The following is a 13187-nucleotide window of genomic DNA, read 5'->3' as shown; positions in this document are numbered from 1 at the left end:
TTCCTATGAATGTGAAGAATTGGATGGCCGCGGCGTCGCTCGCGCCCGTGCTGGTCGCCTGCGGTGGCGATGGCGACCCGCCGCCCGCGCCGGTGGTCAGGCTGTGTCCGCAGACGATCGACTACAACACTGTGTTCATCGGCGGTTCCGGCTCGGGCGAACTCGTGAAGGTGCAGCTCGACACGACGAAGATGACGTACCGGATGACCTACCTCGCATCGCCGGTGCCGACGGCCACCGGCACGGTGCAGCCGACGCGCGACACGGCGCCGGCCAACGTTGTCGACGGCACGCTGGCCGACGAAACGGGCCTGCCGACCGTGAAGCTGAACCAGTGCACGTTCCGGATGCAGAACGCGAGCCTCGACCCGAGCCGGCCGGCGCGCCTGTTCCTCGGTGAAGGCGTGCTGGGCGGTGCGATTCCGGGCGCGACGATCCAGTTCGACGGTGTGATCGGCGTGGGCAAGATTCCGAAGACGACGTTCCCGTACTACCCGTTCATCAGCTTCTCGTCGCTCGAAACCGACCTGACGAAGATCGCGGGCACGTACAACCAGCTCGGCTACCACCAGGTGCCGTCGCAGAACTTCCAGCCGGTGGCGCTCGACCAGCAGGTGACGATCAACGCGGACGGCAGCTACGTCGAGACTGACAACTTCGGCAAGAAGAACGGCGGGCAGCCGCTCGCATCGAGCGCGACCGTGAACCAGCCGTTCACGCTGCGCCCGGATGCACCGGCGCTCCAGTCGTTGAACTACCAGCCGCAGATTCCGCCGACGCTCGCCGCACTCGATCCGGCGAAGGGCGGCAAGGGAATCCTGATCGTCGGCAAGCTGCGCAATCAGCTCGTGCCGGTCTTCATCCGCACGGGTGCCGCGAACGCGGACCTCACGCAGGGGCCGCCGAGCGCGGACGACGAATCGGGCATCTCGTTCCTGAGCCCGCAGACGGCCATCACCCAAGGCTCGGAGAACGGCGAGTACACGGGCGTCGACAGCGCGTTCAACTACCGCGCGACCGCGCTCGTCGGTGCGCAGGCGACGCTGCTCGATCCGTTCAACGCGTCCCAGGCCGCGCTCACGCGTGCGCTGAACCTCGACTACACGCAGAAGGTGCCGGGTGTCGTGACGACCGTGCACGCGGACGCGGCGTCCGGGCCGGCGACCGGCAAGTTCGTGTTCACGGGCGGCGTGTTCGGGTTCCTCGACATGGCCGATACGAGCAATCCGTACTTCACGGTCGGCGCGTTCGTGCAGTGATCACACGCGGATGGAGACACGGCGGCGTCGCGCATGGCTGCGCGGCGCCCGGATGGAATGAGGGGGAGACTTCATGAAGAAGCTGATTGTCGCGAGTGTCGTCGCAGGCGTGTCGACGTTCGCATCGGCCCAACAGGCGGGCGACAATGTCGCGACGCTGGGGTGGCTGCACATCATGCCGCAGGATTCGACCAACGGGCTGACGACGAATCTCGCGAGCATGCCGATCAACGGGCCGCTGCGGCTGCCCGGGTCGTTCACGTCGCCGGGCACCAGCCTGACGGTCAACAACGCCGACACGGTCGGCCTCACGCTCACGCACTTCTTCACCGACCATATCGCGGTGACGTCGGTGCTCGGCGTGCCACCCGAGTTCACGCTGACCGGGCACGGCGTGATCCGGCCGCCGGGCCCGGCCGGGTCGCTCGGCAGCGTCAACATGGACAATCCGTCGAACCAGCCGGCCGTGAAGAATGCGCGGCAATGGAGCCCGACGATCATTCTGCAGTACTACTTCAATGCACCGACGGCGAAGTTCCGTCCGTTCGTCGGGATCGGCGTGGCCTACAGCTGGTTCAGCAACATCGAACTGAACGGCAACTTCGCGAAGGACATCAACGAGAACCTCGGCAGCGTGCTCGCGGCCGGCGCCGGCAAGCCGGGGCCGACGTCGGTGGAGGGCAAGGCGTCGTCGTCGTTCACGCCGGTCTACAACGTCGGCGCGAGCTATGCGATCGACAAGCACTGGGGGCTGACGGCGACGCTGACCTACATGCCGCTGAAGACCTACTCGTCGCTTGTGATCAAGGCCGCCGACGGTTCGACGCTCGCGACCACGCGCACGCGGCTGAAGGCCGATCCGCTGATCACCTTCGTCGGGATTTCCTACAAGTTCTGAGCCGTCCGGCGTGCATTGCGTACGCCGGCGGTTTCCTGCGACCGAGCGGCCGATCCGATCCGGCCGGGGCGTCGCGTTCCTGGCGGCATGCCGCCATTTGTGAAGAGAGAGGGGGCAGTTCAAATGAGCATTCGCAAAATCGTATCGCTTGTTGCTGCAGTGGCATTCACCGCGGTTTCGGCCGCGCCTGCTTTCGCCGTCACCGTCTCGCGTGCCGACGGGCAGGCCATGAACCCGAACGGGGAGCCGTTCTCCGCGACGGGCCTCACTGTCCTGGCCAAGGGGTCGATCAACGCAACCTGCAACGCGACGTTCAACGGCACGATCTCCTCGACGGGCATCGTCAACATCACGTCGACGACGTTTACGGGCGCCGCGACGTGCGGCCTGATCAGCGGCAGCGCGACCAGCGCATCGCCGTGGACGGGCCAGGCCGACAGTACGACGCAGCTGTCGATCAACAACGCGAAGGTGACCGTTTCGCTGCTCGGCGCCTGCGGGCCGAGCAAGGTCGTGACGACGTGGAGCGATCCGAACTCGTCACTGACGTTCAACAACGCGGTGTTGACACCGGACTGCACGGTCAGCGGCACGGTCGCCACGTCGCCGAAGTTCCACGTGCAGTAAGCGTCGCGCGATCGGAACCGGGCGCCCGCCAGGGACGAGGGCCGTGCAACGATGCGCGGCGGGCGTGCCGGTTTCGCGATGGATTCGCGTCGTCGCGTGGTTCCGCGTGACGACCGGCAGGCCGCCTGCTTCGCGATCCGATGCGGGCGGCCATGCGGCGGGCCGGTGCGACGCACCGTGCCGCCTGCGTCGACGGACATAGAACAATCATTTCGATTTGCCAGAACCATTCCGGACTACCCATGCTCACCGACCCAGCGAAGTATGGCGATGCCCGCGCTGCGACGCCCGACCGGCTGCGCACGGCTGCGTGGCTGCAGTACCTGATCGAATATCTGAACAAAGCGGCTTGCGTGGCGACGGACGACGCTGGCGCAACGACCGCGCGGTCGTCGCGTACGGCCAGCGTGCGCACGGGCGTGCCGCTGCCGCACGAAGCGCTTGCCGTCCTCCACGAACTCGCACCGTGGACGGCAATGGACGGCGGCGGTTGCGCGTGCGACGCGACCGAGCCGCTCGGCGCGTGCATCCACGTGCCGAATGCGCGGCAACTTGCGCACGCGGAACGATGCTGCCCGGGATCGCGCGCAGTATTCGAAGCAGCGCACGGTGTCGTCGATGCGTGGGCCTTCGACGATCCCGCCGACGGCTGGGCCGCGCTGGAGCGCATTGCCGGCGGCGTCGAACCTGGCGGTGTCGACGGCGCCGACGGGCACGACGGCCGAAAACAACCCGCGAGCGGCGAAGCACAGCCCGCGAAGAACCTGAGAGAACGACGGGCGGCAGTCGTGGCCGCGTGCGTGGACCCGTCCGCGCGGCCCGGCGCGATCATCGACGCTATCGTGCTGCGCATCTGCGGGCCGCGCGACGATGCCGCCCGCATCGACGAGATGGCCGCGCTCGCGATGTTCTGCGCGGAGCTGGCTGCCGGAAAAGGGGCTTCCTTTGCCGCGTATGGTGGTCGGCACAATCTCGTCGCGCGCGCGATTCGCGAACGACGTGCCGATCTCGCGTCGGTCGACGGCCTGCTTGCGGCGGTGTTCGTGTGCCGGCTCGACCGGCTCGTCGGCGCGGGCAGTTTCTGGGCGTATTACCTGCTGGCGGGCATCGTGATCGCGGCGCCGGGCATGGTGCGCGAGTTCGCGCGGCGCTTTCATGGCGACGCGTGGCAGGCGTGGCTCGATGAAGTGCTCGCGTGGCCGGCGGTCGGTCGCTTCGGGATGAAGGAGGATGTCGCGTTCGAGCGTCTGAGCGGCGCGATGAGCCTGACGTCGCGATCGAATCCGATCGTGCGCGCGAAACGCGTGCGGCCGAGGGTGGCTGCCATCAAGCGCTTCAGTACGGGCGGCGAGAGCGCCCGATGAAATGAAAAACGGCTCGCGGCGAGACCGCGGCGAGCCGTGCATGTTGCTGCTGCGCCCCGGGGAAGGGCGCTCGCGCGGTTACGCCGTTTCCGGCTGCCGCACCGCCTTCGCGATATTGCGCGCCATCGCACCGTTCGCGACGAAGTAAGGCACGTCCACGCGCGCCAGCGGCGTGCGGCCGCGGATCTTGTCGGCGATCTTCTCCGCGATCATGATCGTCGGCGCGTTCAGGTTGCCGGTCGTGATGATCGGCATGATCGACGCATCGACCACACGCAGCCCTTCGAGCCCGTGCACGCGGCCTTCCTCGTCGACCACGGCCATGTCGTCGTAACCCATCTTGCACGAGCACGACGGATGGAACGCGGTTTCCGCGCGGGCCCGCACGAACGCGTCGAGTTCCTTGTCGCTCTTGCAGTCGGCACCCGGGTTCAGCTCGCGGCCGCGATAGCGGTCGAGCGCGGGCTGCCGCATGATCTCGCGTGTCGCGCGGATCGCATCGCGGAACTCGCGCCAGTCGAGCGATTCGGCCATGTAGTTGAACAGGATGCTCGGATGATCGTTCGGATCGCGCGAGCGCAGTTTCACGCGGCCGCGGCTCGGCGAACGCATCGAGCCGACGTGCGCCTGGAAGCCGTGCATCTCGATCGCGTTCGAGCCGTTGTAGTTGATCGCGACGGGCAGGAAGTGATACTGGATGTTCGGCCACGGATCGTCGTCGCGCGTGCGGATGAAGCCGCCCGCCTCGAAGTGGTTGGTCGCGCCGAGGCCGGTGCCGTTCAGCATCCACTCGAGGCCGATCTTCGGCTGGTTCCACCACTTGAGCGCCGGATACAGCGACACCGGCTCCTTGCACTCGTACTGGATGTACATCTCCAGGTGATCCTGCAGGTTCTGGCCGACGCCGGGCAGATCGAGCACGACGGGGATGTCGAGTTCCTTCAGCCACGCGCCGGGGCCGACGCCCGAGCGCTGCAGCAGTTGCGGCGACGCGATCGCGCCGCTGCACACGAGCACTTCGCGGCGCGCATGCGCGGTCGCGCGCTCGCTGCCGCGCAGGTACGTGACGCCCGATGCGCGCTTGCCGTCGAACAGGATGCGGTCGGCGAGCGCGTGCGTGACGATCTCGAGGTTCGGCCGCACCTTCGCCTGGTCGAGATAGCCGCGCGCGGTGCTCGCGCGGCGGCCCTTCGGCGTGACGGTGCGGTCCATCGGGCCGAAGCCTTCCTGCTGATAGCCGTTCAGGTCGTCGGTGCGCGGATAGCCGGCCTGCACGCCCGCATCGACCATCGCCTCGAACAGCGGGTTCACGCCCGGCTTGCTGGTCGTGACCGACACGGGGCCGTCGCCGCCGTGATAGTCGTTCGGGCCGACGTCGCGCGTCTCGGCCTTCTTGAAGTACGGCAGGCAGTCGAGATACGTCCAGTTCTCGAGCCCCTTGTGCGTCGACCAGTTGTCGTAGTCGAGCGCGTTGCCGCGGATGTAGCACATCCCGTTGATCAGCGACGAGCCGCCGAGCCCCTTGCCGCGGCCGCATTCCATCCGGCGGTTGTCCATGTGCGGCTCGGGGTCGGTCTCGTAGGCCCAGTTGTAGCGACGGCCCTGCAGCGGATAGGCGAGTGCCGCCGGCATCTGCGTACGGAAGTCGAAGCGGTAGTCGGGGCCGCCCGCTTCGAGCAGCAGCACCGTGACGTTCGGATCTTCCGTCAGGCGCGTCGCGAGCACGTTGCCCGCGGAACCGGCGCCGCAGATGATGTAGTCGTATTCGCGTGTCGTCATGACGGTCAGTCTCCTTTCGTGATCCTTAAAACACCGGGTTGTAGCGGCCGAGCTCGACCTGCACCGACTTGATTCGAGTGTAGTGCTCGAGCGTCGTGATGCCGTTCTCGCGTCCGACACCGGATTGCTTGTATCCGCCAACCGGCATCTCGGCCGGCGATTCGCCCCACGTGTTGATCCAGCAGATGCCGGCTTCGAGGCGGTGGATCGTGCGATGCGCGCGCGACAGGTTCTCGGTCACGACACCGGCCGCGAGGCCGTAGTGCGTGTCGTTCGCGCGGGCAATCACTTCGTCTTCCGATGCGAAATCGAGGATGCTCATCACCGGCCCGAAAATCTCTTCGCGGACGATCTTCATGTCGTCGCGGCAGTCGCCGAACACGGTCGGCGCGACGTACTGGCCGCTGCCGAAGTGGCCGTCGGTCAGGCGCGTGCCGCCCGCGAGCAACTTCGCGCCTTCGGCCTTGCCGCTCTCGATGAAGCCGAGCACCTTGTCGAGCTGCGCGGCCGACACGAGCGGGCCGAAGTTGGTGTCGGCGTCGGTCGGCTTGCCGACGCGAATGCGCTTCACGCGTTCAAGCACCTTCTGCGTGAACGTGTCCTTCACCGAGCCGTGCACGAACACGCGCGTGCCGTTGGTGCAGACCTGGCCCGAGCTGAAGAAGTTGGCGGTGACCGCGATGTCGGCGGCGCGGTCGAGGTCGGCATCCTCGAACACGATCAGCGGCGACTTGCCGCCGAGCTCCATCGTCACTTCCTTCAGCGACGATGCGCCGGCGAGCGACATCACTTTCTTGCCGGTCTCGACGCCGCCGGTGAACGACACCTTCGCGATGTCCGGATGGCCCGTCAGCAGCGCACCGACCGAACCGTCACCCTGCACGACGTTGAACACGCCGGCCGGCACGCCGGCTTCCGTATAGATTTCCGCGAGCTTCAGCGCGGTGAGCGGCGTGACTTCGCTCGGCTTGAACACCATCGCGTTGCCGGCCGCGAGCGCGGGCGCCGTCTTCCAGCACGCGATCTGGATCGGGTAGTTCCATGCACCGATGCCCGCGCACACGCCGAGCGGTTCGCGGCGCGTATACACGAACGACTCGGCGCGCAGCGGCACCTGCAGCCCCTCGATCGCGGTCGCGAGGCCCGCGTAGTATTCGATCACGTCCGCGCCCGTGACGATGTCGACCGCGAGCGTCTCGCCGATCGGCTTGCCGGTGTCGCGCGTCTCGATCGCCGCGAGTTCGTCGTTGCGTTCGCGCAGCAGGTCGACCGCGCGGCGCAGGATGCGCGAGCGCTGCATCGCGGTCATCGCGGCCCATTCGCGCTGGCCTTCCTGTGCCGATGCGACCGCGCGGTCGACGTCGGCCGCGCTTGCCTGCTGCACCTGTGCGAGCAGTTCGCCGGTGGCGGGGTCGAAGGTGTCGAAAGTCTTGCCGCTGGTGGCGTCGACGTAACCGCCGCCGATGTAGAGGCGCTGCAAACCGTATACGGACATGAGGATCTCCTTGAGGGCGACTGCGTGACGCGTCAGTCTGACGCGAGGAGCAGGTCGATGTAATTGTGGGCGAGCTTCAGTGCAGCCCGTGTGTCGATCGGGCCGCCGGCGAGCGCACCGCGCAGCCACAGGCCGTCGATCAGCGCGGCGAGGCCGCTGGCGGCTTCCCGTGCCTTCGCGCGCGGCAACGCCTTGGCGAATTCCGCGCACAGGTTCGAATGGAGGCGCCGCGTGTTGACGTGCTGCAGGCGCTTGAGCATCGCGTCGTGCATGCTCTGCGACCAGAACGCGAGCCAGGTCTTCATCACGGGTGCGCTGACCTGCGTGTCGTCGAAGTTCGCGGCGACGATCGCGCGCAGCCGGGACCGCGGGTCCTTGCGTGCCGCGACGCGGCGGCGCGTGGTGGCCGCCCACAGATCGCGCAGCACGTGCCGCATCGTGGCTTCGAGCAGGCCGTCCTTGTCGCCGAAGTAATGGCTGACGATACCCGTCGAGATGTTCGCGCGCTGCGCGACCGATGCGAGCGTCGTGCCGGGGAGGCCGGCCTCGTCGATCGAGCGCAGCGTCGCGTCGATCAACTGCGCGCGACGAATCTCCCGCATTCCGACCTTCGGCATTGCGATCCCCTTCGCCCGGACGGGCCGTTCCTGGAAGTCGACAGCTTATCGGTTTTTTATTGACCGTTCAATCAACAAAAAAACAGGGTCCGACGGTGAATCGAGCGATCGGTTGGGCGAGCAGACGCTGCCGGCGTGATTGTGCAGGTGCGGAAAAACGCGTTGAAAGAAGGTTAAATAACTTGAAGTTTGTTTAAAACGATTTCCGAAAAGATGGCGCAATGGTTGCGAAAGTTAATTGAATCGATTTATTACATGTCGAAAGAATGTCGAGCTATGTGAGATTTTCGGAAAACCGAAAATTCGAGTCTCGGGTTTCGTCGTGGGTAATTTTCCGGAATTCGTTTCAATCATCCGATTGAAACTTGATATCGTGTTGAAATTAAAGGAAATAGTTTTGATGATCGATTGTCTGTCGGGCTCGATCGCAAACGATTACTGTCAACTCGGGGCCGTGTCCGTCTACCATAAAAAATGCAAAATATATTTGAATCTGGCGTATTTCCGGGCGGAGTAGAGGGGATCGTTGGAATGACTTGAGTAAGTAATATTGCCCGTATTAGTATGGCGCCGAACCAAAAGGAATGAATCGGCGCCGCGGGTTTTTCCCGCGGTGCGTCGGCAATGGGCGCGGCCAACGACCGCGACAGGGCCGGCGCCCGCCATTGCGCACCTGCAGCATGCCGCGACGCCGAGACGCCGCATCCACCGGAGAACGACGATGCCGACCGAAAAACACGTGGTCCCGCTACCGAATGGTCTGAAGGTCTACGTCGAACGGAACGTGTTCGATCCGTCGTTCGACACGGCGATGCTCGTCAACGGCGCGCTCGCGACGACCGCATCGTTCGGGCAGACCGTCCAGTATCTCGGCGAGCGGATGAACACGATCTGCTTCGACCTGCCGTATGCGGGGCAGTCGCGCCAGCACAACCCCGGCTGCTTCATTCTGACCAAGGACGACGAGGCCGCGATTCTCCAGCATCTGGTCGAACGCTTCGCGCCGGCGTTCCTCGTATCGGTGTCGTGGGGCGGTGTCGCGTCGCTGTTCGCGCTCGCGCGCGGCTGCCCGAGCGTGCGGCGCGCGGCGATCTGCTCGTTCTCGCCGTTCCTGAACGACGCGATGGTCGACTACGTGACGCGCGCCCGCGACCACATCGCGGCAGGCGAGAACCTGAAGGCCGCGCAGCTGCTGAACGATACGGTCGGCCGCTACCTGCCGCGCATCATGAAGCTCTACAACTACCGCTATCTGACGCGCTTGCCGCGCGACGAGCAGGACCAGGTCGCGTTCCACGTCGACCAGATCCTGTCGCTGCAGCCGGAGCGCTACCTGAGCGAGTTTTCCAACATCGGCTGCGAGTTGCTGTTCCTGAACGGCGAGCGCGACGAATACACGACGCCGGCCGATGTCCGCCAGCTCGCCACGCACGTGCCGCGCGCGCGCTTCGCGACGATTCCCGACGCCGGCCATTTCCTCGACATCGAAGGCCGCGCGCAGCGCGAAACCACGCGCGCGGCGCTGCTCGACTTCTTCTGCGACTCGCCCCCCGTCGCCGCGGGCATCGCGCTCGGCGCCGCACACGCATGCGTGTCCGCGCCGATGCCGGCGCTGTCGTCATGACGCAGCACGTCGCGCACCGGGCACACCGGGCGCATCCGAATTCTTTTTCACACGAGGCAGGCCAGCCGTGAATATCGTTCAGACCATCGCCATCGTCGTTCCCTGGGCCGCGTGGCTCGCCTACTGGATCGCGACGTCGCAGGCCGTGAAGACGACCGTGCGCAAGGAGGCGTCGCGCTCGCGCACGCTGCAGTCGATTCCGCTGATCGTCGGCGGCGCGCTGATCATCCTGCCCGATCCGTCGTGGCAGGCACTCGTGCCCGACTGGCAGCGCTTCGGCCTGCAGGCGCAATGCGGGCTCGCGGTGCTCGTCGCGGGGCTGCTGTTCTCCGTATGGGCGCGGCTGCATCTCGGCACGAACTGGAGCGTGTCGGTCACGCTGAAGGAAGACCACGAACTCGTCCGCACCGGGCCGTACGCGCTCGTGCGTCACCCGATCTATACGGGCTGCCTGATCGCGCTCGTCGGCGCCGCGCTGATCGGCGGCGAGTGGCGCGGCGCGCTTGGCGTCGCGCTCGTGTTCGCGTCGCTCGCGTACAAGGTACGTGTCGAGGAAAGCTGGCTGACCGGGTATTTCGGGCCGGCGTACGCGCAATACCGCCGCGAGGTCGCGGCGCTGATCCCCGGCTTCTATTGACCCCGCGAGGCGCGCGATGGCGAAGGTGATCGTGACCGCGATCGGGTCGGCGGGCGACGTGCATCCTCTGCTCGGCGTCGCGCGTGCGCTCGCGCTGCGCGGCCACGACGTCGTGTTTTGCACGCACGCGCCGTTCGAGGCGATCGTGCGCCGTTGCGGGTTCGCGTTCGTGCCGATCGGCACCGCGGCCGAATACGAGGCCGCGATGGCGAACCCCGCGCTGTGGGATTCGCGCACGTCGTTTCGCACGCTGTGGCAGGTGATCGCGCCGACGCTGCGCCCGCACTACGACGCGCTGCGCGCACTGGCTGATGGCGATACGGTGCTCGTCGGCACGCTGTGGGCGTTCTCCGCGCGCTTCATGCAGGAACTGCACGGCACGCCGTACGTATCGGTGCAGGTGTCGCCGTCGACGCTGCTGTCCGCACATGCCCCGCCGACGCACCCGCGCCTGACGATTCCCGCACGCTGGCCGCTGCCGGTGAAGGCGGCGCTGATGACGCTGATCGAGCGCCAGGTGCTCGATCGCACCTGCGGCCCGGCGCTCAACGCGGTGCGCCGCGAACTCGGGCTCGCGCCCGCGCGGCGCGTGCTGGGCCGCTGGCTGCATTCGACCGACGGCGTGCTGTGCCTGTTTCCCGGCTGGTTCGCGCCGCCGCAGCCGGACTGGCCGTCGAATCACCTGCAAAGCGGTTTCCCGTTGTTCAACGATATTGCGACACCCGACGAAGATGTGGCACTCGATGCGTATCTCGCGGCCGGTGAACCCCCGGTCGTGTTCACGGCCGGTTCGACACGCGTCGATCACGCGGCGTATGCGCGCGCGGTGGCGGATGCGCTGCGCGCGAACGGCGCGCGCGGGATCCTGCTGAGCCCGCACGATGCGGCGCCGGACGGCGATCGGCTGCTCGTGCGCCGCTTCGTGCCGATGCGCACGCTGCTGCCGCGTTGCCGCGCGCTCGTGCATCACGGCGGGATCGGCACGGCGGCGCTCGCGTTCGAAGCCGGAATTCCGCAGGTCGTGACACCGTTCGCGCACGACCAGTTCGACAACGCGCAGCGCGTCGCGGCAAGCGGCGCCGGCTTGCGCGTCGACGGTGCGGTCGACGGCGTGCGTCTCGGTGCGGCGCTCGCGCGCGTGCTGGATGAACCCGAATTGTCCTTGCATGCGGAACGCACGCGTGCGCTGATCAACGCGGCGCCGGACGGCTGCGAAACGGCTGCCGATTACATCGAGCGCTTCGTGCCGAGCCGCGGACGCGCGATCTCGCCGCCCGTTGTCGCGTTGGCGGGCGCATGAGCACGGCATCGCCGCTTCAGGACACGCCCGCCGCCTTCGACGCGAGCGAACCCGCACCCGTTGCGCCGCCGGTGCGCGGCGCCCGGCTCGCGCTGCTGACGTTCGCGCTGTCGCTCGCGACCTTCATCGAAGTGCTCGACTCGACCGTCACCAACGTCGCGGTGCCCGCGATCTCGGGCAGTCTCGGCGTCTCGAACAGCCAGGGTACGTGGGTGATCAGCTCGTATTCGGTCGCGGCCGCGATCGCGGTGCCGCTGACCGGCTGGCTCGCGCGGCGCGTCGGCGAGCTGCGGCTGTTCGTCGGCGCGGTGCTGCTGTTCACGCTGACGTCGCTGCTGTGCGGCCTCGCGCGCGACCTGCACGTGCTGGTGGTCTGCCGCGCGCTGCAGGGGCTGTGCTCGGGGCCGATGGTGCCGCTGTCGCAGACGATCCTGCTGCGCACGTTCCCGCCGGACAGGCGCACCGTCGCGCTCGCGCTATGGGCGATGACGGTGCTGCTCGCGCCGATCTTCGGGCCGGTGGTCGGCGGCTGGATCGTCGACAGCTTCTCGTGGCCGTGGATCTTCCTGATCAATTTGCCGATCGGGCTGTTCTCGTTCGCGGTCTGCACCGCGATGCTGCGCCCCGACGCGCAGCGTGGCGCGGCCGGCCCGATCGACGTGCCGGGCATCGTGCTGCTCGTGATCGGCGTCGGTTCGCTGCAGGCGATGCTCGATCTCGGCCACGACAAGGGCTGGTTCGATTCGCCGCTGATCGTCACGCTCGCGGTGGTCGCGGGGCTCGCGATCGTGTCGCTGCTGATCTGGGAGGCGGGCGAGGCCCATCCGGTCGTCGACCTGAGCCTGTTTCGCGATCGCACGTTCTCGTTCTGCGTGCTGATCATCTCGCTCGGGATGATGAGCTTCTCGGTGGTGGGTGTCGTGTTCCCGCTGTGGATGCAGGCGGTGATGGGCTACAACGCATTCCACGCGGGGCTCGCCACCGCGTCGCTCGGCGTGCTCGCGCTCGTGTTCTCGATTCTCGTCGGCCTGCACGCGCACCGTTTCGACGCGCGCGTGCTCGCGACCTTCGGCTTCCTCGTGTTCGCGGCCGTGCTCGCATGGGATGCGCATTTCACGCTGAAGATGACGTTCGCGCAGATCGCCGCGCCCGGGCTGATCCAGGGGATCGGGCTGCCGTGTTTCTTCATTCCGCTGACCGCCGCGACGTTGTCGCGCATTCCGGACGACCGGCTCGCGGCGGCGTCGAGCCTGTCGAACTTCCTGCGCACGCTGTCGGCCGCGTTCGGCACCGCAATGAGCGTGACGCTGTGGGACAACCGTGCGACCTATCACTACGACGTCGTGTCGCAATCGGTCACGCACGCGTCGGCGAACACGCAGCGCTTCGTGCACACGCTGAACGCGATGGGCGTGGACGGCGTGCGCGAGCTATCCACGCTGCACCAGGTCGTGATGCAACAGGCGTACATGATGGCGACGGGCGACATGTTCTGGATGGCGAGCATGACCTGCCTCGTGCTCGCCGCGATGATGTGGCTCACGCGGCCGAAGCGCGGCGCGGCAGCTTCGTTCGGACATTGAGGAG

The 13187-nt window shown here is 66.9% G+C and carries 11 protein-coding genes; 8 read left to right on the top strand and 3 right to left on the bottom strand.

Annotated elements, in window-relative coordinates; all coding sequences use genetic code 11:
• Window positions 1-5: 5 nt before the first annotated feature.
• From LGM71_RS09765 to LGM71_RS09750, 4 genes are all read left to right on the top strand, one after another.
• Window positions 6-1259, top strand: a complete 1254-nt coding sequence (locus LGM71_RS09765; protein ID WP_226114735.1) for a DUF2957 domain-containing protein — start codon at window positions 6-8, stop codon at window positions 1257-1259.
• A 73-nt stretch (window positions 1260-1332) separates the two neighbouring features.
• Window positions 1333-2157: an OmpW/AlkL family protein gene (locus LGM71_RS09760; protein ID WP_151048190.1), complete on the top strand. Its 825-nt coding sequence runs from the start codon at window positions 1333-1335 to the stop codon at window positions 2155-2157.
• Window positions 2158-2280: 123 nt separating this feature from the next.
• Window positions 2281-2784, top strand: a complete 504-nt coding sequence (locus tag LGM71_RS09755; RefSeq protein WP_059534146.1) for a hypothetical protein — start codon at window positions 2281-2283, stop codon at window positions 2782-2784.
• 242 nt (window positions 2785-3026) lie between these two features.
• Window positions 3027-4148, top strand: coding sequence for a hypothetical protein (locus LGM71_RS09750; RefSeq protein ID WP_226114734.1), 1122 nt, complete (start codon window positions 3027-3029; stop codon window positions 4146-4148).
• Window positions 4149-4226: 78 nt separating this feature from the next.
• On the opposite strand, the gene betA is transcribed toward LGM71_RS09750, so the two are convergent.
• From betA to betI, 3 genes are read right to left on the bottom strand one after another with little or no spacing between them, the layout of a single operon-like run.
• Window positions 4227-5927 (bottom strand): choline dehydrogenase, encoded by a 1701-nt coding sequence (gene betA, locus LGM71_RS09745; protein WP_059600265.1) that lies wholly within the window; start codon window positions 5925-5927, stop codon window positions 4227-4229.
• 25 nt (window positions 5928-5952) lie between these two features.
• Window positions 5953-7422, bottom strand: a complete 1470-nt coding sequence (gene betB, locus LGM71_RS09740) for a betaine-aldehyde dehydrogenase (RefSeq protein WP_124622160.1) — start codon at window positions 7420-7422, stop codon at window positions 5953-5955.
• 32 nt (window positions 7423-7454) lie between these two features.
• A complete protein-coding gene (gene betI, locus LGM71_RS09735; RefSeq protein WP_059534154.1) occupies window positions 7455-8039 on the bottom strand; it encodes a transcriptional regulator BetI in 585 nt (194 codons plus the stop codon).
• A 721-nt stretch (window positions 8040-8760) separates the two neighbouring features.
• Between betI and LGM71_RS09730 the strand changes: the two genes are divergently transcribed.
• From LGM71_RS09730 to LGM71_RS09715, 4 genes are all read left to right on the top strand, one after another.
• Entirely contained in the window at window positions 8761-9663 is a 903-nt protein-coding gene (locus LGM71_RS09730; protein ID WP_124622158.1) for an alpha/beta fold hydrolase, read from the top strand.
• Window positions 9664-9730: 67 nt separating this feature from the next.
• Window positions 9731-10300, top strand: a complete 570-nt coding sequence (locus tag LGM71_RS09725; protein WP_059685557.1) for a methyltransferase family protein — start codon at window positions 9731-9733, stop codon at window positions 10298-10300.
• A gap of 16 nt (window positions 10301-10316) precedes the next feature.
• The gene (locus LGM71_RS09720; RefSeq protein ID WP_226114733.1) at window positions 10317-11600 is read left to right on the top strand and encodes a glycosyltransferase; all 1284 of its coding nucleotides are present in this window, start codon (window positions 10317-10319) and stop codon (window positions 11598-11600) included.
• Complete coding sequence (locus LGM71_RS09715) at window positions 11597-13183, top strand: DHA2 family efflux MFS transporter permease subunit (RefSeq protein WP_059600260.1); 1587 nt, start codon at window positions 11597-11599, stop codon at window positions 13181-13183. Before LGM71_RS09720 ends, LGM71_RS09715 begins: the two co-directional genes overlap by 4 nt.
• Window positions 13184-13187 lie beyond the last annotated feature (4 nt).

It is taken from the genome of Burkholderia sp. AU33545 (assembly GCF_020419685.1).
GTDB lineage: Bacteria > Pseudomonadota > Gammaproteobacteria > Burkholderiales > Burkholderiaceae > Burkholderia > Burkholderia diffusa.
The sequence above is the reverse complement of the archived record's forward strand: the minus strand, read 5'-3'. Positions and strand labels throughout refer to the sequence as shown.